The organism is Gordonia sp. 852002-50816_SCH5313054-c (assembly GCF_001665925.1).
Taxonomy (GTDB): Bacteria; Actinomycetota; Actinomycetes; order Mycobacteriales; family Mycobacteriaceae; genus Gordonia; species Gordonia jacobaea.
On sequence record NZ_LZTE01000051.1, the window covers coordinates 118327 to 144241 of the forward strand.

The following is a 25915-nucleotide window of genomic DNA, read 5'->3' on the forward strand; positions in this document are numbered from 1 at the left end:
ACTCGGCGAGCATGTCGCAACGATGTGAGTGCGACGATATAGCAATGACCGCATCACTCGTCGCCAAAGACATCGCCGGCGGCTACGCCCATCGTGTGCTGTTCGATCACCTCGATCTGACAGTCGCGCCGGGCGACGTTGTCGGAGTCGTTGGCGCCAACGGAGCGGGCAAGTCGACGTTGCTGGCGGTCCTGGCCGGCAGCCTCGCCCCACTCGAGGGCACGGTCACGCGCGCGCCGGCCGACGCCTTCGTCGGTTGGCTGCCGCAGGAGCACGAGCGCGTGCCGGGTGAGACTGTCGCCCAGTACGTCGCTCGACGAACAGGATGCGCCGCGGCGAGCGAGGCCATGGAACTAGCAGCGGCAGCATTGGCTGACGATGCGCCGGCGTCTGGCGCAGAGGATCCGGCCGATGTGTATTCGGCGGCACTCGACCACTGGCTGGCGACCGGCGCCGCCGATCTCGACGAGCGACTGCCTGCCGTACTCGCCGACGTCGGCCTACGAACCGGCAACACTCCTCCCGAAGACGCGCTCATGACCGGACTGTCGGGAGGCCAGGCCGCTCGCGTGGGGTTGGCCGCGCTGCTGTGTTCACGTTTCGACGTCGTGCTCCTCGACGAACCCACGAACGACCTCGATCTCGATGGCCTCGCACGACTCGAAGAAGTCGTCAGCGGCATGCGCGGTGGCGTAGTGCTGGTGAGTCACGACCGAGAGTTCATGGCGCGCTGCGTGACTCGCGTGATCGAACTCGACCTCGCCCAGCACACCAACACGGTCTACAACGGCGGCTACGAGAGCTTCCTGGAGGAGCGCGAGGTCGCGCGGCGCCACCGCCGCGAGGAGTACGAGGAGTTCGCCGAGAAGAAGGCCGACCTCGTGGCGCGGGCGCGCACTCAACGTGAATGGTCGAGTCAGGGTGTGCGCAACGCCATGCGTAAGGCTCCCGACAACGACAAGATTCGACGCCGCGCAGCCAGCGAGTCCAGCGAGAAGCAGGCGCAGAAGGTACGGCAGATGGAGAGTCGCATCGCTCGACTCGACGAGGTCGCCGAGCCCCGCAAAGAGTGGGTGCTGGAATTCACCATCGGGTCAGCGCCGCGATCGAGCTCGGTCGTCGCCACCGCTGCCAACGCCGTTGTGCGACAGGGAGACTTCACCCTCGGGCCGGTGTCGCTCCAGGTCAACGCCGGCGAGCGGATCGGCATCACCGGACCCAACGGAGCCGGAAAGTCGACACTCCTGCGTCTCCTCACCGGGTCCGTGGCGCCCGACGAGGGCACGGCAAGTCTCGGCGCAAGTGTGGCGATCGGCCAAATCGACCAGGCGCGTGGACAATTCACCGGTCCACAACCGCTGGCCGATCGGTTCGAGCAACTCGTCCCCGACTACTCGACCGAACAAGTGCGAACACTACTGGCCAAGTTCGGCCTCCGCGCCGACCATGTCGACCGCGCCGTCGGCGACCTGTCACCAGGCGAGCGCACCCGCGCGGCATTGGCACTGCTTCAGGCGCGCGGAGTCAACGTACTCGTGCTCGACGAGCCGACCAACCATCTCGACCTGCCCGCAATCGAACAACTCGAAGCGGCACTCGAGTCGTTCGACGGCGCGCTGCTCCTGGTCACCCACGACCGTCGGATGCTCGAGAAGGTGCGCATCGACACCCGATGGCACGTGGACGGCGGGCACGTGACTGTCGATTGACCCGGGCGCCGCTTGCGGTTGCCCAGAGGCGCGGTATCCGCACTCTTGAGCAACCGCAACTCAGTTGGCCACGGGTCGGGATTTCCGTGCGCTGGCGTCATCCGGCCGGATGAGGACCAGAGGGATGCTTCGGAGTTCGTGGTTCGCGCCATGACATGATCGGCGTCGCGCACGGTCGACGTGCGCATCGATCGCGCGATTGCGCCCGTCCACCAGGAGGCACGAATGACGGCGACATTCACCGAAGAGCAGGCATCCGAGTTGGTCCAGCGTTGTGAACACGCACTCGCTGACGGCGCTGCCGACCTCTACCAGCGCGGTTGGTACAAAGCCATTGAGGCGGCCCGGGTCGGTGACGGCGAGTCGGCAGCATACGCGCTCGCCGAGTTGCCCGAGCACCCCCGATTCGCCGCGACAATCGTCCTGGGCCTGGTCTTCCCCGCCGTCTTGGTTGCAACCGCGGAAGCACTCGACGAATCCCTGCCGGCAAACCTCGACTGGTCCGACTGCTGCGAGACCATCACGATGATGCGCTGGGCCGAATCTGCCGGCGATTTGGAACCGCTGGTACTCGCCGATGTGTGCAACCGCGCTTTCGGCCGCTCGGCCGGCCTGGCGTTGCTGGCCGGCGTACGCGACCGTCTGAAACGCGACGATGTCGATGCCGCCGCGCTGCTATACGCCGCCATCCCCGAGTACGCCAAGCAAGAAAAGGCCACGGCCGCAGCGCTACTCGTCGTCCGTGGACGCCTGGTCGCCGAGGACGCGATTCGGAGCGCGTACGGTGATGTGATCATCCAGGACGGTGCTGAAGAGGCAGAAGCACTCTCACTTGCTTTGACCGAATACGCCCGCGCCGAAATGCATCCCGACGACGACGCCGTACTCACGACGATCGCCGCCATGACACAGTACGGAAGCAACCGCGCCACCAAGGATGTGCGGTCCTACGAGCTGGCCATCGGTGCCCAGGCATGCGTACGAGCAGGGTGGCTGGATCATGCACGGTCACTCGCGGAGATCCTGTGGGATGCCGGCAACAAAGATCCGGTACTGGCGGCCATCGACTCCGGTGTGGGCGAACCCGAAGCAGTCCGGCAGCTCGACCGCGAACCCACCGTCGACGATATCGCCCATGGGTACACCGATAATCGACGACTCGAGCGCGCGACCGCGCGGGCGCTCGCACGCCATGACGCCAACGACGACGACGGGGCGCTGCAATCAGTGACCATCGCGCTCGAGTCCAGCGCCGCGACAGCCGAAGTCATCACCTCGGTCGATCAAAGCAATTGGGCGCGCGGCCTCGCGGTCGGCGGTGATCAGGACACCGCTGAGCGCATTCTGGTCTCCCTCATGACTATCGGTGAGCTCAGTCCCGGAGGGTACAACGTCGCGCGTGAGAATCTGGACGTCGAACACCAACGGTCATTTGTATCCGCCGCGCTGGCGCAAGGGCTCGCAATCAAGTGGGTTGGACGGGGCAAGTCCATGGCGTTGGCCGCGCCCATCCTCGCGGGCATCGTGACGCAGATCGGTGATCCCGATCTGGAACTACAACTCCTGCGGGCAACGATTGCGTTGGGACCCATGGAAACGACCACGTTGCAGAGCACGAGCAAATACGCCGGCTACCCGGAGGTTCGCCCGCGCCGGATCATCGAAACGCTTCGCATCCTGGATGAACATCACCGAGACGAGAACGACGAAACCGCCGCTCGTCGATACGCCGAATGGGGTTCACTCCTCGACGAAGCTGAACGCCCATTGATCGCTGCGGCCGCGACCGCATACGTTGCTGCCCTAGGAGATTCCGTGCAGCCACACCAGACGGTGCGACCCGAATGTCTGCAGCTCGTCGCAAACGAATTCGCTCGACGCGGCCGACTCGACGAAGCGCTGGCGCTGATCACGAATTTTGGCCGGGACGATTTCGATGGGGAATCCCCCGAACGCTTTCACTTGAAGGCACTCCGTGCCGTGGCCAAGACATCAGACTCCGCCGATGTCGCAACCATGCTCCGTGCGCTGGACACATGCCGAAACGCCTGGAACAACGAAAGACACCTGCTCGAGAGGGACGACTACGGTCGACGGGACTTCGCTGTCGGCCAAATCGCACTCGCCTGCGGGGATATCGACCAAGCGCTCGCCGTCGCCGCCGCCCTACCCGACATCCGATATGCCGGGTACCACCCCACCGATCTGGCAACCGATATTGCGGCGCGCCTGGAGGAAGACCCGACACTATGGACTGAGTCTCGCGCCATGACACTGATCACGGTGCTCCGCGGTGGTGGCGTCCAGGTGTATAACCTCGTCAGCCCTCTGATCAATTTCGGGTCGACAATTGTGGCTCGATATCCCGATCTGGAAGTTGAGCTCACGAGGCTTCGCCCGAAGATGGCGACTTACGAGAGCAGCGATGGATCGTTCGTCGACGCGGTTGCAGGTGTGGGACTCGTTCGGGCAGGCCACACCGCGCAGGGGCTTCAGCGCCTCGATGACGCTCTGACGAATGCAGACCATCTGTACTCGGCGACGCCATTCGACTTCGCACTGGTTGTCACCCAACTACCTTCCGACCTACCGGAGCGAGCCGATCTGCTGCGTCGCGCATGCCTCCTGGTGGGCGATTCCTACGACGCCGAAGAGGGCGTCAACGTGGCGAGGCGGATCATCGGTGTCGTCGGCTCCGACGACCTTCCGGTAGTGGCGGACGCGTTGACCGGACTTGAGTTGTCACAGGAGTACACCGATGGCGTCGAAGACCAGATCGGCTTGAGAGCGATCCGACATGGAGCAGATGCTTCGCTCATACGACTGTCGGCGAGCAGTCCCGCGACACTCCGCCGACGAGTCCGTTGGGCTGCCCGCTTCCTGGCCCGACGCGGATTCGTGGACGAGGCGAAGACTGTTGGCGGTCTCGTCGGGTTTGAGGCGTGACCGCGACGCCTAAAGGTGTCTAGTGTGCGTGCCCTGGCGTGCGTCAGTACCCTTGTCGTGCAGTCGATTTCGTCGAGGTCTTCTAGTGTGGGCCGCCGGTGTTCGTGCGCGAGATCGCGGATCGGAGCCCGACGGGGCGCGATCGACTGTGGTAACTCCTCCGGGGCATCGTTACGCCTGCGGTTCCAGAACGGTCGCACCGACGATCTGAGCGCCGTCGAAACGAAAGACCATCGGTGTGATGGGCGCGTTGCCGAAGCTGTCGTCGAGCCATGTCCGCCACACCACGGTGGAGAACTCGTCGTGAGCTGGCGTGCCCGGGACGGCAGCCGTCGCGTAGATGATGGTGCGGCGTGGGATCGCGATCTCGATCGTGGTGCTGCCCAGGAGGCGCTGCGCCTCGGCGATGAATCCGGGATCGAGGATCTTCTCGGCAGAGAAGTCGTATCCCGATCCGGTGAGGATCGAGCCGCTGCCTTCCCATTGTGCCGGTGCCGCGGCGAGGTTCGCCAGCGCCTGCGCATGGATCTGCTCGATGGTCTGATCTGTCGCGCCAGTCGTCAGGAACTGATATTGGTCGGCCTGGTTGTAACCGTAGGCGATTAGTGGCATCGGTTCGCGATCAATGTCCAGCAGGTTCTGAAACAGCGCGAAATGCTTACCCACCCAGTGGTATTCCTTGAGGATCGGAAAAATCTGCATGCACGCACTGTAGCCGTTGCACATCCCGTGCGAGCCCTGCGTCATTCGGCCACGCGACCGCCCTCGCCATCCGCGAACCGCGCTCAGATGACGCGTTCTGTTCGTCCAAGGAGTTCCGGCCCGAGAGCCTCAGGATGCGGTTCGTAGCGCTGTCCTGATCCTGGTGGTGTCGCTTCTTCGAGGAGGCCGAACAGTTCGTTGATCCGTTCTCCGACGACGGAGTGCAGGTGTGCGGCGAGGCGCTCCCAGCCTTGCTGGATCTCGGTCGACCTGGCCGACCCGGCCACGCTCGAAGCGGCCCGGGGAAGCATGGATGCGGTCTATCTGATGTGGCCGTTCTTCGACAACGCGGAGGACGCTCGCCGGAAGATTGCGCCAATCGCAGAGCAGTTCGGCGCGAGTGTGCGACGTGTGGTCTACCTGTCCTCGCAGACGGTCGAGAACGACCCACACAGCTTCTGGGGCGTCATCGAGGACGCACTGACAGAGCACGCACCGGCAACGACGGCGCGCATCGCGCCTTCACCATCTCGATCGGCACGCTTCGAGCGACCGGGGGACTAGAGGGTGGACCACGATCGGACATGACGAAGCCCTGGCGAGACTTGCTGTCTCACCAGGGCTTTTCCGTCGGGCTGACAGGATTTGAACCTGCGACCACTTGACCCCCAGGCTCAATATCGGTGTCCGCCAATGTCTCTCGGTGTCTTGAACATGCTGGTCAACGCACTGTCGGTACGTCAGCGGACAATCACGAACACCCAGAAAACCAACCGCGTTGCTGTACCGGTTGCTGTACAACTACGCCGCCAGAGGATCGGGAAGAAATGAGAGTGGCTAGTGTGAGTCGTATGCCTCTCACGCGCGACCAGATCAACGAACTAGATGACCGTGCTCGAGGCAGGAGCGATCTCGACGACCAGGCTGGACAGATTGAAGCCGTCCGACGTTGAGGCCTTGGTGTTGGCGAAGCGCGCCGAGACGAAGGTGCGCGATGGAGAGACGGTGCGGGCGCTGTCGGACTCGACCATTCGGCAGGTGTACACGGTGCTGCGAGCAGGACTGGACGGTGCTGTCCGTGATGGGCTCCTGGCGGCGAATCCGTGCGCGAAGGTGAAGCGGCCGGGGGTGGGACGCCAGGAGGCCAAGCACCTGCCGTCAGGTGACGTACAGAAGGTCCTCAAGGCGGCGAAGGCGTCACGCTACTTCCCTGCCCTGGTGCTGATCGCGTCGACCGGCCTACGCAAGGGCGAAGCTCTAGGTCTGTCATGGGAGCGCATCGACCTAGAGGCCGGGAGCCTGGTTGTGCGTGCGACGCTCGGCAGGATCGGCAACCGTCTGGTGATCTCGGAGCCTAAGACGGAGCGATCTCGGCGGACGGTGCCGCTCTCCCCTGCTGTCGTCGCGCTGCTGCGCAAGCACAAGGTCTCTCAATCCGAGGAACGGTTGCGTGCCGGGGACCAGTGGCAGGACTCGGGCCTGGTGTTCACGACCGAGTTCGGTGGTCCGGTTGATCCGCGCAACCTGTTGCGGGTGCTTGAGGTCGCGGCGACTCAGGCGGGCGTGGAGAAGGTTGGGGTGCATACGTTGCGGCATTCGGCGGCGACGGCGTGGCTCGAAGCTGGGGTGCATATCAAAGCGGTGGCGGATCTGCTGGGACATTCGTCGGTTGCTATCACCGGAGACATTTACGGTCACGCGTCTGATGACACTGCTCGCTCGGCGGTGGCTGGGCTGTCCGAGGCGCTGGGTTTGTGATGCGTTGCTGTATCGGTTGCTGTACATACCCCTGCCGGGTAGCAGAAAGGCGGCTCCCGCTTGCACGAGAACCGCCTCTGACCTGCTGGTTAAGTTGTCGGGCTGACAGGATTTGAACCTGCGACCACTTGACCCCCAGTCAAGTGCGCTACCAAACTGCGCCACAGCCCGTTGCCCTCTCGCGAGGGCCTCGACAACATTAGCCGACGGCGGCCGTTCGAGGCTAATCGCCTGGTCACGGCCGCGCCGACGGTTCTGCTAGGAGACCGTGGAGCGCTTCCGGTACCAGATCCAGCCGCCGGTCACGATGAGCGCGCCGACCAACGATCCGATGATCCCGCTCGGACGCAACGACAGTCCGTCACCCGAGAGCAGACTGATCAACAGTCCGCCGACGAACGAGCCGACGAGGCCCGCGACGATGGCCAAGGTCCAGTCGATGTTCCACATGTTCTTGCCACCGATGATCAGCTGCGCGAGGGCGCCGATAACCATTCCGAATACGATGATCGCCAAGATAAGCACGCATGGGAGTATGTCACGACTTCGGGCGAGACTCGCTGTCTGGGGCGGTCAACGCTTCCGGCGGTCTCGCTTGTCGCGCACGCGCACGTTGATCCGGACCGGCGAGCCGTCGAAGTTGAATTCCTCGCGGAGTCGGCGCTCCAGGAACCGGCGGTAGCCCGCCTCCAGGAACCCGGTCGTGAACAGCACGAACGTCGGTGGCCGCACCGATGCCTGGGTCGCGAACATCACGCGCGGCTGCCGCCCTCCGCGCAGAGGAGGCGGATTCGACGCGATGACGTCTTTGAGCCAGTTGTTGAGCTGGCCGGTGGAGATGCGCTTGTCCCACGACTCCAGCGCACCTTCGAGGGCAGGCACCAGCTTTTGGACCGCGCGTCCGGTCATCGCCGAGATGTTCACACGCCGTGCCCACGGCACGCGAGCGAGCTCGCGGTCGATCTCCTTGTCGAGCTGGTAGCGACGATCCTCGTCGACCAGATCCCACTTGTTGAACGCGATCACCAAGGCACGTCCGGTCTCGATGATCAGCGACAGCACGCGTAGGTCCTGCTCGGTGATCGGCTCCGACGCGTCGATCAGCAGGATCGCGACCTCGGCGGCCTCGAGCGCCGACCTCGTGCGCAGCGACGCGTAATACTCATGCCCGCTGGCGGTGTGCACCTTGCGGCGCAAGCCCGCGGTGTCGACGAACAGCCACGGCCGTCCGTCGAGTTCGACGAGCTCGTCGACGGGGTCGACGGTGGTGCCAGCCACATTGTCGACGACCGAGCGATCGGAACCCGCGAGCTTGTTGAGCAGCGAGCTCTTCCCGACGTTGGGCTTACCGACGAGCGCCACGCGACGGGGACCGCCGTATGCAGGCGCCGCATCCCGCGGGGTCTCGGGCATCTTCTCCAGGATCACGTCGAGAAGGTCACCCGCTCCCCTGCCGTGCGCAGCGGAAACCGTATGCGGTTCACCGAGTCCCAGCGACCAGAGCGACGCAGCCTCGGCCTCGAGCTTCTCGCTGTCGACCTTGTTGGCGACGAGAATGACCGGCGTCTTGGACCGTCGAAGCACGCGCGCAACGGCCTCGTCTGTCGCGGTGGCGCCGACCGTGGCGTCGACGACGACCACGATGACGTCTGCGGTTTCCATCGCCGATTCGGCCTGTTTCGCGACGGCCTGTTGCAGGCCCTTGGCGTCGGGTTCCCATCCGCCGGTATCGACGACGGTGAATCGGTGTCCCGACCACGACGCCGAATACGACACACGGTCGCGGGTCACGCCGGGAATGTCTTCGACGACGGCCTCACGGCGGCCGAGGATGCGGTTGACCAACGTCGACTTGCCCACGTTGGGACGGCCGACGATCGCCACGACGGGGAGGCGCTCGGGTTCGCCACCTTCCTCCCCGAGGTCGAATTCGCTGAGTTCCCAATCGGTTTCGTCCGACCAGATACCGTCGCCTGGTTGGGCGGTTACGTCGGTAGTGATGAAGTCATCGTGCTCGGTCACACGGCACCTCCGGTTCGTGTCTGGACCAGTCCGGCGAGTTCGTCGAGAACCTGCTCGAGCGACAGGTCGCTGGTGTCGACGATGACCGCGTCGTCTGCGGGTCGCAGTGGCGATACGGTGCGCGTCGAGTCGAGATGATCACGGCGGTTCACACTCTCGAGAACCTGCTCGAAATCGCTGTCACGACCGGCGGAAAGGTTCTGCCGATGTCGTCGTAGTGCTCGCGCTTCGGGCGTCGCGGTGAGATAGATCTTGACCTGCGCGTCGGGAAAGACGACGGTCCCGATGTCTCGGCCCTCGACGACGACGAAATCGTCGACGGCGTGAATCCGTTGCAGCGCAACCATCTTCGACCGAACGGCTGGCACGGCAGAAACCGCGGAGACCGCGTTGGTCACCTCGTCGGTGCGAATCGGCGCCGACACATCGTCACCGTCGAGGAACACCCGGGATCCACCCGATCCGTCTGCACGCAGTTCGATCCGCGCGTCGTCGACGACCGCGGCGATCGAGTCGGGAGCATCAGGCGAGACGCCTGCCCGCTGCACAGCGAGCGTCGCGGCACGGTACATGGCCCCGGTGTCGAGGTAGTGCGCACCGACCCGCTGCGCGAGAAGCTTTGAGACAGTGGACTTTCCGGTCCCCGCGGGTCCGTCGATCGCGATCACACGCGAGGACGTGACGGACTCGCTCACATCCCCACCGCCTTGTACAGCGCACCGACCTCGTCGCGACCGAGTACTCGCAGGGTTCCGGGACGCTGCTCGCCGAGTGCCACGTTGCCGATGTGGGTGCGCACCAACGAGGTCACCGGGAACCCGACGGATTCCATGAGTCGACGCACGATCCGATTTCGGCCCTCGTGCAGAGTGATTCGCACCAGCGACTGTCCTTCGTTGACGTCCATCACGGTGAATCCGTCGACGGACACCGGGCCGTCGTCGAGTTCGACGCCGTCGCGCAGCGCGCGGGAGAGTCCACGAGGAACCTCGCCCTTGACCGTCGCGAGGTAGGTCTTGGGGACCTCGTAGGACGGGTGCATCAGCCGATGGGCGAGCTCGCCGTCGTTGGTCAGCAGCAACAAACCCTCGGTGTCGGCGTCGAGTCGGCCGACGTGGAAGAGGCGCTGACCCGCCATGACGCGTTCGGCCACGATGTCGCCGACGCACGGGCGTCCCTGGTCGTCGGCCATCGTCGACTGCCAGCCCTTGGGCTTGTTCAGCGCGAGGTACTGCTTGGTCTCGTCGATGATGACGCGGGCACCGTCGACGCGAATGACCGCGGTGTCGGGGTCGATGCGCAGCCCCTGTTCGGTCACGACCTCGCCGTCGACTTCGACGCGGCCGGCGGCGATCATCTCCTCAGCGCCACGACGCGACGCGACGCCTGCCTGTGCAAGGACCTTCTGGAGTCGTACGCCGTCGTCGACATAGGTTGCGTGGCCACTCTCGTCGGAGCCGCCCTGGTGACGGGCTGGTCGCGCGTTGTTCAGCCTGATACGCCCCGCCTCGACGTCGGGCGTCGAACGGCCTTTGCGATGCCTCTTCTTTGTGCTGGGCTGCTGGCCCTTATACCCATGCCCCTTACCGCCCGCGGGGATGCTGCGACCGCTCGCGGACTTGCCCGACGCGCCGCGCCCGGCTGCCCCACCTGCGGAGCGCTGCCCGCGGGGGTTGTCATTGGAGCTGTTCTTTCGGTTGGTGCGACCCGCATTGTTCTTCCTGCGGTCGCCCGGTGTGCCGTCACGGCTAGCGGATGCCATATGTCATTCCTGGTCGTCGATTGTGGTTCCCGACGAGGTGTCGGGTGTGTCGTCTCCCTTTGAGTCTGAACGCCCACCACTCAGTTTGGCGAATCGCGGGTCGGACAGGAGCTCTTCGTCGAGGTCGTCGATGAGGTCGACGTCGGGCAGCAGCGGCGCCAGATCGGGTAGTTCACTCAGCGACGCGAGCCCGAGACGCTCGAGGAACAACTCGGTTGTCCCGTAGGTCGTAGCGCCCGACGCGGTGTCGGACCCGACCTCGTTGATGAGTCCGCGGGCGACGAGTGTGCGGACGACGCCGTCGACGTTCACGCCTCGGATCGCGCTGACTCGCGCCCTGCTCACGGGCTGTCGATACGCGATGACGGCGAGCGTCTCCAAGGCGGCTCGGGTCAGTTTCGAGCGCGCCCCGTCGAGGAGGAGACGCTCGACGTACGGCGCGTACTCCGCTCGCGTGTAGAACCGCCAACCATCACCGGCGAACCGGAGGTCGATGCCACTGCGCGCTTCGGTCAGGTAAGCCGCCATCTGGGTGAGTGTCGTGTGCACGCGTGCGCGGTTGTCGCCGACCGCCGAGGCGAGTTCGTCGGCGGTCACCGGGGTGTCGACGACGAGCAGCACAGCTTCGAGCGCCGCACGCAGACGCGCGTCGTCGAGAACTGGTTCGGAGTCTGCCTCGTCGACGACCACGTCGCCGACGTCGAGCGTCGTCTGCTCGGGCGCAACGCTCTCGGACGAGTCGGCGTCGGGGCCGCCTGAATTCTCGTCGATGTGGGTCATTCGTAGTCCTCTGCTTTCTCCATGCGTAGTTCGTCGCGGTCGCGCTCGCCTGTCCACGACACCTGGAGTTCTTCGAGTGCCTCCGGCTGCTCGAAGGTGACCGCACGCTCACGGAAGAGTTCGAGCAGTCCGAGGAAGCTGCCGACAACCTCGAGTCCGTTCTCACAGTCGGCAACGAGCGCGCGGAAGGTCAGCCACTCGCCGGGCTTGGCAGCCAGCAGCGCGGCCATGCGTCGAGCCTGCCCGGGCACCGACACCTTGTGCATGTCATGAAGGTGATCGAGACCGACCGTCGGGATAGGTCGCGGGGTCAACGCTGCGACGGCGACCTCGGCGAACCCGTTCGCGTCGACGCCGAGTGTCACCTCGGGCAGCAGGTCGGTGAACTGCTGCTCCAACGACACCGCGCGCGGATACCGCTGCAGCGCCGCGGCTTCGAGTTCGCCGAAGAGTGCGGCCACCTGCTTGTACGCGCGGTATTGCAGGAGTCGCGCGAAGAGCAGGTCACGCGCTTCGAGCAGCGCGAGATCCTCCGGGTCGTCGACCTCTCCGGTCGGCAACAACCTTGCCGCCTTGAGATCGAGCAGGGTTGCCGCGATGACCAGGAATTCGGTGGTCTGCTCGAGCCCGAGCTCGGAACCCATCTCTCGCGTGTACGCGATGAACTCGTCGGTCACCGCATGCAGCGCGACCTCTGTGACGTCGAGACGGTGCTGGCTGATCAGGTTCAGCAGCAGATCGAACGGACCCTCGAAGTTGGCGAGCTTGACCCGAAAGCCCTGCTCCTCTGCCTCCGTCGCCCCCGCCTCCGTGGTGCCCGCCTCCGGGGTTCCTACCTCTGGAGCCTCGACGTCGGCCTCAGCGGTGCCGGTCTCGGTCATGCCTGCTTGACGTTGCGCGCGATGACCTCGCGAGCCAACGCGCGATACGCCTTGGCGCCCGCGGACTTCGGCGCCCACGACGTGATCGGTTCACCTGCGACGCTGGTTTCCGGGAAGCGCACGGTACGCGCAATGACGGTGTCGTACACGGCGTCGCCGAAGACCTCGACGACGCGCGCCATCACCTCACGGGAGTGCAGGGTTCTGGCGTCGAACATCGTGACGAGGATGCCACCGAGGGTGAGACGGAAGTTGAGTCGGTCGCGCACCTTCTCGATCGTGTCGGTGAGCAGCGCCAGACCGCGCAGACTGAAGTATTCGCACTCCATCGGGATGATCACGGTGTCGGCGCAGGCAAGGGCGTTGACGGTGAGCAACCCGAGCGACGGCTGGCAGTCGATCAGCACGACATCGTAGCGGTCGAGGACAGGGTGCAACGCCCTACCGAGTGCCTGTTCGCGTCCGACCTCGCTGACGAGTTGAATCTCGGCGGCAGACAGATCAATGTTCGACGGCAAGAGGTCGAGGTTCTCGACGCGCGTACGCATCAGCACATCCTCGATGGAGGCGTGCGGTGGGACCAGCAGGTTGTAGACGGTCTCGTCGAGTTTGTGATGCGGCACGCCGAGGCCCGCAGACAACGCACCCTGCGGATCGAGGTCGACCAGCAGTACGCGTCGCCCGTACTCGGCGAGTGCGGCACCCAGGTTGATCGTCGACGTCGTCTTACCCACGCCGCCCTTCTGATTGCAGACGGCAATGACGGTCGCGGGTCCGTGTCGGTCGAGCGGCGCAGGCGTCGGAACGTCGCGGTAGGGACGCCCGGTCGGGCCGATCTCGTCGTCGGGATGATCGCCCTCGTCGATGTCGATGCCGGACATCACATGAAGTCGGTACTGATCGTCGGCATGACCTCCCGACCGCGGTGTACTCGGTGTGCTCACGTACCCGCCTTTCTCACTGATCACGTATCGACGCCGCTTGTCAGCCTAATGGTTCACTGCACCGAAGCCGTGGAGCATCGCCGCACGGGCCTTCCACGACGCTCAGCGCGCTCTCGGATGGGCCGTGGCATACACCTCACGCATCGTGTTGACCGTGACGAGGGTGTAGACCTGCGTCGTCGTCACAGAGGCGTGCCCGAGTAACTCCTGGACCACTCGCACGTCGGCGCCGCCGTCGAGCAGATGCGTCGCGAATGAGTGCCGCAGGGTGTGCGGTGAGACGGCAGTACCGATTCCTGCCCGCTCCGCGGTGTCGGCGAGCACCTGCCACGCGCCCTGTCGGGTGAGCCTGCCGCCGCGCGCGTTCAGAAACAGCGCGGGCGTCGAGCGTGTCACCAGGGCCGGCCGCCCACGCACCAGATACGCCTCGATCGCGCCGACGGCGGGTCCGCCGACCGGCACGAGTCGCTCCTTTCCGCCCTTGCCGCGCAGTAGGGCGGTGCGCGCATCGGTGTCGAGGTCGTCGACGTCGAGCGACGTCGCCTCGGTGATGCGTGCTCCACAGCTGTAGAGCAGTTCGAGGAGCGCGCGGTCACGCAGCGCACGCGGATGGTCGCCCGCCCCCGCAGCTTCCAGGATCGCGACGACGTCGTCGACGGGTAACGCCTTGGGGAGGCGTCGCGCCGGACGCGGTGGCCGCACCCCGTGCGCCACGTCGGCGGGTACGACACCTTCAGCGGCGGCGAACTTGTGAAAACCCCTGGTGGCCACCAGGGTTCGCGCTACCGAGCTGTCGGCGAGGGGTGTTGTCCCGGCCTGCTCGTCGCCGCGTCGCAGGTCGACGAGGAACTCGCGCACGTCGTTCTCGGTGACCTCCGCGAGATCGACGATCCCCCGCCCGCAGAGATAGCGCCGGTAGCGGTCGAGGTCGCGGCCGTAGGACGCAAGCGTGTTGGGCGCCATGCCGCGTTCGACGGTGAGGTGGTCGAGATACCTCGACACCACGTCGTCGACACGCGTCCCGGCGGTCACGTCGATGCCCGACCCGCCTTGCGATCGGCGAAGGCGTGGGGCTTATCGCGCCATGGCGAATCCGGCGTTCGCAGCTGCGTGTCGGTGCGATCCGCGGCAGAGAGCGCGAGAATCCCCGACACCGCGGTCGCGTTCACGATGTCACCGGACAGCACCATCGACACAGCGTCGTCGAGCGCGACCCACTCCAACGACATATCGGCCTCTTCGTCCTCGCGTTCGGCCACATGGTGCTCCGACAGTTCTTCGGCCAGGTAGACACGCAACGCTTCGTCGGTGAACCCGGGCGATAGGTCGAGGTCGATCAACACCTGCCACCGCTGCGCACGCAGGTCGGTTTCCTCCGCGAGCTCGCGCTGCGCGGCGGCGAGCGGCGGCTCTACCCCGCCCTTGTCGAGCAGCCCCGCGGGAATCTCCAACAACCTGCGGCCGACAGGATGCCGATACTGACGCACCATCGCAATCCTGCCGTCCTCATCACGCGCGACGACGGCCACGGCACCGAAATGCTCGACGACTTCGCGTTCGGCGACCCGACCGCCCGGCATCTCCACCTGGTCGAGGCGAAGCGCGAGTATCGCTCCGTCGTAGACCACTCGGCTCGACTTCACGTCGAAGTGGTGGGCGCCGGGGCCGGTGCACTCGCTCAAGCGTCCTGTTCCTCGACCTCGACGGCGACGTCGTCTTCGACCGCCGCCGCGGGCGGAGGATCGTAGTCGCCCAGGTCCACCGGAAGCCGTTCTGCCGCTTTGTATTTCAGCGAAGCATCGATGAACGACCGGAACAGCGGATGCGGGCGCGTCGGCCGGCTCTTGAGTTCGGGGTGAGCCTGGGTGCCCACCAGGAACGGATGAATCGACTTCGGGTACTCGACGAACTCGACGAGGTGACCGTCCGGCGACGTCCCCGAGAACACGAGACCCGACGCGGCGATCTTGTCGCGGTAGGAGTTGTTGACCTCGAAGCGGTGCCGGTGTCGCTCGGACACCTCTGTCGATCCGTACGACTCCGCCACGATGCTGTCTGGCTTGAGGGTTGCCGGGTAGGCACCGAGCCGCATCGTGCCGCCGAGATCGGCTTCTCCGGCGACGATCTCGGTTTGATCGGCCATGGTCGAGATGACGGGGAACGGGGTGTCCGGATCGAACTCCGTCGAGCTCGCGTCCTCGAGGCCCACCGAGCGTGCGGCCTCGATCACGATGCACTGCAGGCCGAGGCACAGTCCGAGCAAGGGAATGCCTCGACGCCGCGCGTACCGGATCGCTCCGAGCTTGCCCTCGATCCCGCGGATGCCGAAGCCACCGGGAACCAACACGCCGTCGACGTCTCCGAGCGCTGCCTGCGCACCCGCCTCGGTGGCGCATTCGTCGGACGGAACCCACTTGATCTCGGTCTTGGCGCGCCACGCGAAGCCACCGGCGCGGATCGCCTCGGTCACCGACAGATAGGCGTCGGGCAGGTCGACGTACTTGCCCACCAACGCGATTCGGACCGTCTCACGCGGCTCGTGCACACGGTTGAGCAGTTCGCCCCACACGGTCCAGTCGACATCGCGGAACGGCAGCCCGAGCTTGCGCACGACGTAGGCGTCGAGTTGCTCGGAGTGCAGCACCTTGGGGATGTCGTAGATCGACGGGGCGTCGGGCGTGGAGATGACGCCGTCGATGTCGACGTCGCACATCAGCGCGATCTTCTTCTTGAGCCCCTCGGGCACGTCGCGATCGCACCGCAGGATCAGCGCGTCGGGCTGGATTCCGACGTTGCGCAGAGCAGCGACCGAGTGCTGGGTCGGCTTGGTCTTCAGCTCACCCGACGGCGCGAGATAGGGCACCAGCGAGACGTGGATGAAGAAGACGTTGTCGCGGCCGACGTCGTGACGGATCTGGCGGGCGGCTTCGATGAACGGGAGCGACTCGATGTCGCCGACGGTTCCACCGATCTCGGTGATGACGACGTCTGGCGGCTCACCGTCGTCGCCGGGCGCACGCATCGCGAGCACCCGCGATTTCAGCTCGTCGGTGATGTGCGGGATGACCTGGACGGTCTCGCCGAGGTACTCGCCGCGTCGCTCCTTGGCGATGACTGTCGAATACACCTGTCCGGTGGTGACATTCGCCGACTGCGAGAGATTGCGGTCGAGGAAGCGCTCGTAATGCCCGACGTCGAGATCGGTTTCGGCGCCATCCTCGGTGACGAAGACCTCACCGTGCTGGAAGGGATTCATCGTGCCTGGATCGACGTTCAGATACGGATCCAGTTTCTGCATGGTTACGCGCAGACCGCGCGCTGTGAGTAATTGGCCGAGGCTCGACGCCGTCAGACCTTTTCCGAGCGACGATGCGACGCCGCCCGTAACGAATATGTGCTTCGTGCCTTCATGCACGTGGCGAAGTGGTCGCAAAACCCGTCTCTCCCGTCGGCTGGATCAGGCCGGAAAACCTGTTGACCTACGGGACTCCAGGGTAACACCCATCGGCGGTTCTCCGCTCCGCCACACCGGAAGCGTGCTCGCCGAAGGTGTGATCCGCGTCGTGATCCCGCCGACGGCCAGGGCGAGCGGCGTCCCTCTCGGAACGCCCCGCCCCCGGACGGCGTCAGGTCGACGGTCGGTCGGTGGCCCCGACGGTGATCGCCTTGGCGCCCGCTCCGGTGCCGTAGGCGCCGGTCCGCCCGCCCTTCTCCTCCTGTAGGACCAGGATCGACGTGATGCGCCCGGTTTGCTGATCGACGTTGTCGACGGTCGAGACGGCGTTGCCCAGACCGGGGTCCGAGCGAACGACGGCGATCGGCGAACCACCAGCGGTCGAACCCGTCCGACCGAGTAACGCTCCCCCGTCGCCACGTCCCGAGAGTGCCGCGGCGAAGCGGGCGACGAGTTGTCCCTGAGCACCGGAATCCTCGGGATAGCCGCCGCCGGTCACCACGACGGCGAGGTCGGCAGGTGTCGAGCCCGCCCCGGCATAGTCGATGAACCCGCCGTCGCGTAACGCTTCGAGTCCGGTCCGCCGGTCGTCGGCCGACGCTGCGCCCTTTCCGCCGCGGTCGAGCGTCAGAGCACCGAGTAGATCACCCGCGCGGCCACCGGAGTCGACCAGTTCGGCGCGCAGCGTCGAACCCGGAGGAATCGTCTGGTCGATGATCGTCGAGAGTTGCTCGGATTTCTGATCGGAGACGAATTGTGGCGTCAACGCGATCTGACCCGACACCTTGGCGCCCGCGCCTGCGACCGCGTCCTTGATGGCAGCGACGTCGGCGTCTGCTGCGCCGGGAGCGGTCACCACCAGGACCGACTGGCCACGAAGCGTTCCGTCGATCACCCGTCCGGTGATCGCGGTGTCAAAACTATTGGCGCTGTTGAGCTGATCGTTGAGTTGATCGCGCTCGTCCTGCAACGCCCCGATGCGATCACGACTGGTGCCGGTCAACGAATTCATTCTGTCGCCGACAAAACCGGAGCCGATGAATAAACCCACCGTGAGTGCCAAAAACACCGCGGCGAGCGAGATCGCATGCTGCCGAACCGAAATCATTGTCTACCTGTTCCAGACCCCACGGGCCCACTCGACGAGCTGATGCCACTGTGCGACAACCCAATCGGTCACTTCGCCACCCGCGCTCGACAACATCACCGCAGCGATCACCGCGATCAGCGCCGCGAGTACAACGAAGGCGACGGCCGCCCCCGACACGCGGCTCCTATACAGCGTCGCAACAGCTTTCGCGTCGACCAGCTTGGGTCCGACCTTCATTCGGGTGAGGAAGGTCGACGGATTGCTCTCACGCCGCGAGCGGTCGAAGAAGTCATCGAGGGTGCCGCCATAGCCGACGGTGACGATGAGGTCGGCGCCGTGGTAGTCGGCGAGCAGCAAAGCGAGATCCGACGCCGCGCCGGCAGCGGGGAATGTGGTCGCCCCGATTCCGAGGTCCTGGATTCGCTCGAGACCCGAGGCATGGCCGTCGGTGTCTGCCGGAAGCACCAGTTGCGCACCGCATTTCAGTGTCGCGACCTTCATCTCTTCCGGGTCGCCGACGATCAGCGAGGGCTTGTACCCGGCCTTCGTCAGCGTGTCTGCGCCGGCACCGACACCGATGATCACCGGTGAGTACTCCTTGATGAACGGCTTGAGTGCACGCAGATCGGCGGCGCGGTCGGGTCCGTCCCCCACGATCACGACGTGCTTGCCGACCAACGAGGCGTCGATGTCGGGCACGCCGACACCGTCGATCAGCAGTGGGGACTCGCTCCGGATGAACTCAATCGTGTTGCCGGAGAAGGCTTCGAGGTGATCGACGAGTCCGGTCTTTGCCTCGATCATCATGTCGGCGATCTCGTGCTCGTCGAGCGTGGTGCCACGCGCGAGGCGTCGTTCACCGACGAACACCTTGCCGTCGTCGACCCGGAGTTTCGCGCCGTCCTTGACGCGCTTGAACACTTCGGGTCCGACCTCGTCGACGAGGACGATCCCGGAGCCGACGAGCACCTCGGGTCCGAGGTTGGGGTAGCGCCCGCTGATGGAGCGGGACGCGTTGACTACGGCGACGACATTGGCCTCGACCAAAGCGTCGGCGGTGACGCGGTCGAGGTCGACCTCGTCGAGGATGGCTATGTCACCCGGTCCGACTCGGTCGATGAGGCGGCGGGTGTTCTTGTCGATCCTGGCGATACCGGACACGCCAGGCAGTTCTTCGGAGTTACGTGCGAGCAGTGCGGGCATCTTCATGCACCACATGATTGACCGTGCGCCGCGCAGCCTTGGGGAGGCGCGCCGCAACATGGGCAACTTTTGTCACACGAGTACCAACTGTCTCAGCGCTTCTTGCGGGTGCCCTTCGCTTTTGTCGCTGCGGCCGTCGACTCACCTGCCGACGATCCGACGGCGTGAGCCTTCTCGCCATCAGCGGTGGCCAGTAGTTCCTCCGCATGCGCCCGGCCCGTGTCTGATTCGCCGAGTCCCGCGAGCATGCGCGCCAATTCGGCGACGCGCGCGTCACGGTCGAGCGGCCGAAGTGTGCTGGTCTGCGCACGATCGCCTGATTTCGACGTCTTCCCGATCACCAGGTGGTTGTCGGCGAAGGCCGCGACCTGCGGAAGGTGCGTCACGACGATGACCTGGTGGGCCCGTGCGAGTCCCGCGAGCCTCCGGCCGATCTCCACCGCGGCCCGGCCGCCGACACCGGCGTCGACCTCGTCGAAGACCATGACCGATCCCGACGTCGGCTCTGCGAGAACCACTTCGAGCGCCAGCATCAGTCGCGAGAGCTCGCCGCCGGACGCCGATTTGGCGATCGGCAGGGGGTCGGCGCCGGCATGTGCAACGAGGGCGAACTCGACGCGATCGGCGCCGTCGGCACCTGCGTGCGCGGCGGCTCCGTCAACCGTGATCGTCAGCCGATCGTCGGGAGCCGCGACGTCGGGGATGACGTTCACCGAGAGTGCGGCGTCGCCCATCGCAAGGCCTGCCAATTCGGCCGACACCTTGCTCGACATGGAGGTCGCCGCCTTACGACGCATGGTTCGCAGCGTCGACGCCACCGATTCGACGTCGGCACGCGCCGACGCGGCCGCCGCCTCGAGTTCGTCGATCGAGCCCTGCGGGTCGTCGATTTCGGAAAGTCGACGTTCCGCAGTCTCACGCCACGCGATGACGCCGTCGATATCAGGTGCGTATTTGCGGACCAGAGCCTTCAGCTCACCCTGGCGAGCGAGCAGCTTCTCGAGTTCGTCTGCGTCGCTGGGCAGCCCGGATAGAAACGACGACAACTCGTCGCCGATATCGGTGACGACGGTCAGCGTCTCCGACACGCGAGCAGCGAGCGTTCGCAGTTGCGCATCGGCAGCGGACTCCAGGAGCGAACGAACCTGCCCGAGACCGTCGACGAGCGAACCGTTATCGCCCGCGACGACGTCGTGCGATCCCGCAGCCGCCGAACGAATCGACTCGAGATCGGAGAGTCGTCGGATGGTGTCGGCGAGCGCGTCGTCTTCTCCCGGCTGCGGGTCGACCGCGGCGATCTCGTCGATGCCGAAGCGCAGTCGATCGGCTTCCTGCGCAAGTTCACGATGGTTGGCGCGGCGTGCGTCGAGTTCGTCGAGTACCGCGACCCAGCTCTCGCGCGTCGAGCGATACCGCTTCAGCGCCGCGGCAGCCTTGTCGCCGGCGAAACTGTCGAGGGCGTCGCGCTGATGGTCGGGACGAAGCAGACGAAGTTGATCGTTCTGGCCGTGAATCGTCAACAGCGCGCCCGTGAATCTGCCCATCACGCCGACCGGCACCGACCGCCCGCCGAGGTGTGCACGCGAACGACCATCCGAGCCGACGGTGCGCACCACGATGACCGAGCCGTCGTCGTCGAGTTCTGCACCAGAAGATTCGACGATGTCGGCGACAGCGGCACGCGTGGCATCGTCGGCGGACTCAGCGAGTCGGAACCGCCCCTCGACGGTCGCTTTCTGGCTCCCCGATCGCACTCTTCCGGCGTCGGCGCGCGCACCCGACAGCAGTCGCAGGCTGGTGACGATCATCGTCTTGCCCGCGCCGGTCTCGCCCGTCAATACGGTGAACCCGGGGCTGAATTGTGCGGAGGCCTGATCGATGACGCCGAGGCCGGAGATCGACAGCTCTTCGAGCACTACTTCCCCTCACCCTGCCGCCCGCGCCATCCGGTCACCGGCAGGTCGAATTTCGTGACGAGTCGATCGGCAAACGGATCGGAATCGATGCGTACCCACAGCACCGATCGGTCGCTTCGGACCACCTCGACGCGGCCGCCTGCCGGGACGAAGATCTGGCGTCGGCCGTCGCACAGGGCGATCGCCGACCGTCCGTGCTTATCGATTTCCACCGCGATCCGCGATCGAGGGCTGGTCACCATCGGCCGGGCGAACAGCGCGTGCGCATTGCTCGGAACGATCAGGATCGCTTCGAGGTCGGGCCACATCACCGGTCCGCCGGCCGAAAAGGCGTAGGCAGTCGATCCGGTGGGTGTCGACACGAGCACGCCGTCGGCTCCGAACGCGGATACCGGCCGACCGTCGACTTCGGTCACCAACTCGAGAACGCCATTGTTGGTTCGGTTGAGGATGGCGACCTCATTGAGTGCCCAGCTACGGCGCACCTCGTCCGGTTTGGTCGGATGACTGATCGCGATGTCGAGGGTCATCCGCGGTTCGACACGGTAGTCACGCGAAATGAGCTGCGCCATCACGTCGTCGATGCGGTTGGCCTCGGCCTCGGCGAGAAAGCCGATGTGTCCGAGATTGATTCCGAGCACCGGAACACCCGCCGGATAGGCGAGTTCTGCTGCGCGCAGGAACGTTCCGTCGCCTCCGAGCACGATGACGACCTCGCACCCGACGGCCGATTCCGGGTCGCCCGTCGCGACGGTGACATCTGCGCCGAGCTCGCGCAGTCCGTCGATGTCGAGCGGATGGCTCGGTGGCCGCGTGGGGCCATGGTCGCGGTTGGCGGGATCGTCGTGACCTTCCCTGTCGTCTCGTCCGCGAAGGTCGACGTCGTCTTGCGTCGCGGGGTTGTCGGCAGTGAGGTCGTGGTCGATGATGCGTAGGCCAACACCAGCCGCAGCGCAGTGGCGTGCGATCGATTCGACCGTACGGGTCACCACAGCACGTCCGGTGTGCGCCACCACCATGAACTCGCGCTGACCGGACACGGCGACCACTGATTCGTCGATCACCTTGTTCCTTTCACCATTCCCGATCTGCGGGCACGCTCAGCGAGGTCCCTCGTCGACGGCACGGTGGATCATCCCCCGCAACTGCGCATCATCCGCAATGTCGGCGACTTCGTCTGCGCCGCCACCAGTCTCCCCGACAGTATCGTCCGCCGGAACGTCGGGCTGTGCGTGGTGGTCAGCGGGTTGGTATGTGAGCCACAAGAAGTATTCGACGTTGCCCGACGGCCCTGGCAACGGACTCGCCACGACGTCCCTGGTGACCAGACCGAGCTTCGCTGCGTCGCGCGCGACGTGGTAGACCGCCTCGGCGCGCAACTCGGGGTCGCGCACAACGCCACCGGAGCCAACCCGGTCCTTACCCACCTCGAACTGCGGTTTGACCATCGGCAACAGGTCGGCGCCCGGTCGGGCACTCGCGGCGAACGCCGGTAAGACCAGCGACAGCGAGATGAACGAGAGGTCGGCGACGACGATGTCGACGGGTCCCCCGATGTCGTCGGCGTTCAGGTGACGAACGTTGGTACGGTCGTGCACGTCGACACGGTCGTCGGACTGAAGCCGCCAGACGAGCTGCCCGTAGCCGACATCGACCGCAACAACCTCGGCGGCCCCGCGTCGAAGCAGAACGTCGGTGAATCCTCCGGTCGACGCGCCCGCGTCGAGGCAACGCTTGTCGGCGATGGTCAAACCCTGCGGCTCGAATCTTTCGAGTGCACCGAGCAGCTTGTGCGCACCGCGCGACGCCCAGTCGTCGCGGGGGCCGTCGTCGGAAACGAGGATGGGGGTGTCGCGCGTCACATTGGTCGCAGGCTTCGCGGCAAGCACCCCATTGACGGTGACCTGGCCCGCTTCGATCAGCTCACGAGCCTGCTCTCGCGAGCGCGCCAACTTCCGGCGGACGAGCTCGGCGTCGAGCCTTGCGCGCGTAGCCACTCAGCGGGCCCTGAACAGGTTCATGATCCTCGACAGGTTGGCCGTCATCGCGGATCGACCTCTGCCAACGCTGCGGTGAGTACGTCATGAGCCTTCTCCAGCAGTTCGCTCTGCCGCGCGAGCGCCGCAAGATCGAAGGTGTCGCCTGCCTGCTCGCGAATACGGTCGACCTCGTCGAGCAGCGACTCGACCGTCTCCGCGACCGGAATCTGCGGCTCGGCCGCAAGGTCGGCAGGCGAGGGCGATTGCGGCCCGGGCCGCAGGTGCGCTCCGGGGACGGGGTGTTGCGGTTGCTGGTAGTTCATGACACGACCACGCTAGCGCAGGTCTCCGACACCGAGCTTGTCGATCTGCGACCGAACGTCCGGGTCGTCGCTGGTGATCGCCACATCCGACGGGTCAACCGGCCCGGCTTCGACGTCCCGGCCATCGAGGAGTGCCCATGCGGCGTGCGCGAGTGCAGGCAGAAGCGCCTCGTGCGCGGGCTCTTCCCCAGTGGCAGTCACCGTGATGGTCGCGCCGGACACCTCGACGTCCCAGTCCGGCTGTTCTCCGATCCGGACGGTTTTCTCATCATCGAGAAGACCGGTGAGGTCGTCGATCACGTGCGACGGCCGCTGCTCGGGTGGTGCAAGCAGCAGATCCTTCGGAGTGCTCACACCGGTCAGGACGAGCGCGCTGTCGAGGCCGACCGAATGTGCGCCCTGGATGTCCGTATCGAGTCGATCGCCGACGACCAGCGAATTGGTGACTCCGCTGCGCTTCATCGCATCCGCCATCAGCGGCGCAGCGGGTTTGCCGGCGACGAGAGGTTCGGCGCCGGTCGCGTTGGCGACAGCGGCGACCAGTGACCCGTTGCCGACGAGCAGTCCGCGCTCGGAGGGCAGCGTCGCATCCGTATTGGTGGCGATCCACAGTGCGCCCGCGCGGATCGCGAGCGCGGCTTCCGACAGCGTCGACCAATTGGTGTCCGGCGAGAATCCCTGGATCACGGCGGCAGGTCGGTCGTCGGCGCTCCTGGCGACACCGACTCCGACCTCGCGCACCTCCTGCGCGAGTCCGTCGGTACCGAGCACGAGCGCACGCGAACCTGGCTCGACGTGTTCAGAGAGCAGACGAGCCGCGCTCTGAGCACTCGTCACGACCTGATCCTCGGTCGCCGAGAAACCCATCGAATTGAGATGTGCTGCAACCTCACTCGGACGTCGGCTCGCGTTGTTGGTGACGAAGATCTGGGGAAGGTCGAGAGCGTCGAGGGTCTCTCGCGCTCCGTGGGTCGGCTCCTTGCCCGCGAACACGGTGCCGTCGAGGTCGAGGAGCAGCGCCTCGTAGTGATCGACCAACGACCCTTCCGGCGGAGCCTGCGGCTCGGGCGAAGGCGCGCTGGACGCTGCCGGCGTCGAAGGTTGAGGAGCCGGTGCCGAGGGTTGAGGAGCCGGTGTCGAGGGTTGAGCAGCCGGAGTCGTGGCCGTCGATGCAGTGCTCGCTGAAGCCGATTTCTCGTCGGATGATTCTGTACTCGACGTGGGTGGGACTTCGGCAGGCACGGACGTCGTCTCCGACTCGGCAACGTCATCTCCCGAGGCGTCTACCGAGCTATCTCCCGAGTCCTTATCTCCCGAGTCATCTATCGACGCGGCACCGACACCATTACCGGAAGGGCCTTCGGTCTCATCAATGGCACCGACGACATCGACGTCTTCCACTGCCGAGGCATTGCCGTCAGATGTGGTGTCGGGACTCATGTCCTCCGACAGCTCCATCAGGCGGAACTCCGCATCGGTGGCGTCGTCGACGTCGGCCGCTGCGGCGTTCATGTACCAGGTCACCGCATCATCACGACGGTCAGCCGCCAATAACGCGGACGCGTAGGCGTAGAACAACCGTGCTGCCATCGTGCCGGTCCGGCCTGGTGCGAGATCCTCCGCCTGAAGCGTCACGAGCGCCTTCGCGGGTTCGCCCGCGTCGATGCGGGCGCCGGCCTCGACGATGCGCATTTCTGTCGCCTCGTCGCCGGTCAGTGAGCGCCCCTCCTCGCTACGAGCGATTTCGATAGCTCGTTCTGGGCGTCCGAGTCCGCGCTCGGCGTCGGCGATCAATGGCAGCAGCAATGTGCCGCCGTTGATTCTGCGCGCGGCTCGCAACTCGGTAAGAGCCTCTTGCCATTCGCCGGCGTTGTAGGCCGCGATTCCCGCGGTCTCGCGGACCAGTCCGACCCTCGAGGCGCGCTCCCGCGCCGCACGTGCATGAGCCAGCGCCAATTCGGGATCTGAATCGAGCAGCTGAGCGACCATCACCAGATGCCTCGCCACCCGATCGGCGTTCGCCTTGTCGAGCGTCAACAGATCACGGCGTACTTCCTGGTCGAGGTCCGACGCCACGACGTCGTCGGGCAACGGCGGACCCGCAGGCCGGCCCTCGGGCCCTCGTCGATCCGAACCACGTCGATCCGACGGTCGTCCACGGCCGTCTGGCCCACGTCCGCGATTGTCCGACCCACGCCCTCGGCCTCGTTTGTCCTGTCCCCGATCGCGATCGTTCATGACTCTCAATCTATGCCCTGCGGGGTCTTGGTGCGGAATCCACCGCGACCCGGAGCTCCCGCGTGCGCGAAATGTAAATGCCCGTGAATGCAGTAATGCCCCGCACCACTGGGGTGCGGGGCAATACTGGGATGTTGTGCTCGGCGGTGTCCTACTCTCCCACACCGATTAGAGTGCAGTACCATTGGCGCTGGTGGGCTTAGCTTCC

General features: G+C 65.6%; 23 protein-coding genes and 1 tRNA gene. 4 read left to right on the forward strand and 20 right to left on the reverse strand.

Features of this window, described 5'->3' with window-relative positions; translation table 11 throughout:
• The first annotated feature begins 44 nt into the window (after nt 1–44).
• Together A5788_RS12200 and A5788_RS12205 are read left to right on the forward strand one after the other, a co-directional pair.
• Entirely contained in the window at nt 45–1709 is a 1665-nt protein-coding gene (locus A5788_RS12200) for an ABC-F family ATP-binding cassette domain-containing protein (RefSeq protein ID WP_064867737.1), read from the forward strand.
• Between the two features lie 225 nt (nt 1710–1934).
• Nucleotides 1935–4655, forward strand: a complete 2721-nt coding sequence (locus A5788_RS12205; RefSeq protein ID WP_064867882.1) for a hypothetical protein — start codon at nt 1935–1937, stop codon at nt 4653–4655.
• 171 nt (nt 4656–4826) lie between these two features.
• On the opposite strand, the gene A5788_RS12210 is transcribed toward A5788_RS12205, so the two are convergent.
• Both A5788_RS12210 and A5788_RS12215 read right to left on the reverse strand, forming a co-directional pair.
• Nucleotides 4827–5357 (reverse strand): hypothetical protein, encoded by a 531-nt coding sequence (locus A5788_RS12210; RefSeq protein WP_156525508.1) that lies wholly within the window; start codon nt 5355–5357, stop codon nt 4827–4829.
• Between the two features lie 83 nt (nt 5358–5440).
• Complete coding sequence (locus tag A5788_RS12215; protein WP_064867741.1) at nt 5441–5668, reverse strand: hypothetical protein; 228 nt, start codon at nt 5666–5668, stop codon at nt 5441–5443.
• Here A5788_RS12215 and A5788_RS12220 point away from each other — a divergent pair.
• Complete coding sequence (locus A5788_RS12220; protein WP_064867743.1) at nt 5667–5921, forward strand: hypothetical protein; 255 nt, start codon at nt 5667–5669, stop codon at nt 5919–5921. The two genes, A5788_RS12215 and A5788_RS12220, sit on opposite strands and share 2 nt — an antisense overlap.
• Nucleotides 5922–6242: 321 nt before the next feature.
• Nucleotides 6243–7115 carry a tyrosine-type recombinase/integrase gene (locus A5788_RS12225; protein ID WP_064870067.1) on the forward strand — a complete coding sequence of 291 codons (873 nt, stop codon included), beginning with the start codon at nt 6243–6245 and terminating at the stop codon, nt 7113–7115.
• Between the two features lie 97 nt (nt 7116–7212).
• On the opposite strand, the gene A5788_RS12230 is transcribed toward A5788_RS12225, so the two are convergent.
• The 18 genes from A5788_RS12230 to A5788_RS12315 form a co-directional block, all read right to left on the reverse strand.
• Nucleotides 7213–7286 (reverse strand) — tRNA-Pro (locus tag A5788_RS12230).
• Nucleotides 7287–7373: 87 nt separating this feature from the next.
• Nucleotides 7374–7640, reverse strand: a complete 267-nt coding sequence (locus A5788_RS12235) for a GlsB/YeaQ/YmgE family stress response membrane protein (RefSeq protein WP_049700735.1) — start codon at nt 7638–7640, stop codon at nt 7374–7376.
• A gap of 48 nt (nt 7641–7688) precedes the next feature.
• Complete coding sequence (gene der / locus A5788_RS12240; RefSeq protein WP_064867813.1) at nt 7689–9137, reverse strand: ribosome biogenesis GTPase Der; 1449 nt, start codon at nt 9135–9137, stop codon at nt 7689–7691.
• A complete protein-coding gene (gene cmk / locus A5788_RS12245) occupies nt 9134–9832 on the reverse strand; it encodes a (d)CMP kinase (RefSeq protein ID WP_064867815.1) in 699 nt (232 codons plus the stop codon). Before cmk ends, der begins: the two co-directional genes overlap by 4 nt.
• The gene (locus A5788_RS12250; RefSeq protein ID WP_064867817.1) at nt 9829–10899 is read right to left on the reverse strand and encodes a pseudouridine synthase; all 1071 of its coding nucleotides are present in this window, start codon (nt 10897–10899) and stop codon (nt 9829–9831) included. The genes cmk and A5788_RS12250 overlap by 4 nt, the downstream gene beginning before the upstream one ends.
• 3 nt (nt 10900–10902) lie before the next feature.
• On the reverse strand, nt 10903–11679 hold the full coding sequence (gene scpB / locus A5788_RS12255; protein WP_156525509.1) for an SMC-Scp complex subunit ScpB: 777 nt from the start codon (nt 11677–11679) through the stop codon (nt 10903–10905).
• Nucleotides 11676–12560: a segregation and condensation protein A gene (locus A5788_RS12260; RefSeq protein WP_064867819.1), complete on the reverse strand. Its 885-nt coding sequence runs from the start codon at nt 12558–12560 to the stop codon at nt 11676–11678. The genes scpB and A5788_RS12260 overlap by 4 nt, the downstream gene beginning before the upstream one ends.
• The gene (locus tag A5788_RS12265) at nt 12557–13504 is read right to left on the reverse strand and encodes a ParA family protein (RefSeq protein ID WP_049700768.1); all 948 of its coding nucleotides are present in this window, start codon (nt 13502–13504) and stop codon (nt 12557–12559) included. The genes A5788_RS12260 and A5788_RS12265 overlap by 4 nt, the downstream gene beginning before the upstream one ends.
• A gap of 102 nt (nt 13505–13606) precedes the next feature.
• Nucleotides 13607–14536 (reverse strand): site-specific tyrosine recombinase XerD, encoded by a 930-nt coding sequence (gene xerD / locus A5788_RS12270; RefSeq protein WP_064867821.1) that lies wholly within the window; start codon nt 14534–14536, stop codon nt 13607–13609.
• Complete coding sequence (locus tag A5788_RS12275) at nt 14533–15186, reverse strand: NUDIX domain-containing protein (protein WP_064867823.1); 654 nt, start codon at nt 15184–15186, stop codon at nt 14533–14535. The genes xerD and A5788_RS12275 overlap by 4 nt, the downstream gene beginning before the upstream one ends.
• Nucleotides 15183–16937 (reverse strand): CTP synthase, encoded by a 1755-nt coding sequence (locus tag A5788_RS12280; protein WP_049700742.1) that lies wholly within the window; start codon nt 16935–16937, stop codon nt 15183–15185. Before A5788_RS12280 ends, A5788_RS12275 begins: the two co-directional genes overlap by 4 nt.
• Before the next feature lie 193 nt (nt 16938–17130).
• Nucleotides 17131–18066, reverse strand: coding sequence for a copper transporter (locus A5788_RS12285; protein WP_049700743.1), 936 nt, complete (start codon nt 18064–18066; stop codon nt 17131–17133).
• A gap of 3 nt (nt 18067–18069) precedes the next feature.
• On the reverse strand, nt 18070–19251 hold the full coding sequence (steA, locus tag A5788_RS12290; RefSeq protein WP_197494534.1) for a putative cytokinetic ring protein SteA: 1182 nt from the start codon (nt 19249–19251) through the stop codon (nt 18070–18072).
• A gap of 92 nt (nt 19252–19343) precedes the next feature.
• Complete coding sequence (gene recN / locus A5788_RS12295; protein WP_064867827.1) at nt 19344–21167, reverse strand: DNA repair protein RecN; 1824 nt, start codon at nt 21165–21167, stop codon at nt 19344–19346.
• Complete coding sequence (locus A5788_RS12300) at nt 21167–22231, reverse strand: NAD kinase (RefSeq protein ID WP_064867829.1); 1065 nt, start codon at nt 22229–22231, stop codon at nt 21167–21169. The genes recN and A5788_RS12300 overlap by 1 nt, the downstream gene beginning before the upstream one ends.
• Nucleotides 22232–22267: 36 nt before the next feature.
• Entirely contained in the window at nt 22268–23164 is an 897-nt protein-coding gene (locus tag A5788_RS12305; RefSeq protein ID WP_064867831.1) for a TlyA family RNA methyltransferase, read from the reverse strand.
• Between the two features lie 44 nt (nt 23165–23208).
• On the reverse strand, nt 23209–23469 hold the full coding sequence (locus tag A5788_RS12310) for a hypothetical protein (RefSeq protein WP_064867833.1): 261 nt from the start codon (nt 23467–23469) through the stop codon (nt 23209–23211).
• A 12-nt stretch (nt 23470–23481) separates the two neighbouring features.
• Nucleotides 23482–25707, reverse strand: a complete 2226-nt coding sequence (locus A5788_RS12315; RefSeq protein WP_064867835.1) for an HAD-IIA family hydrolase — start codon at nt 25705–25707, stop codon at nt 23482–23484.
• Nucleotides 25708–25915: the final 208 nt, after the last annotated feature.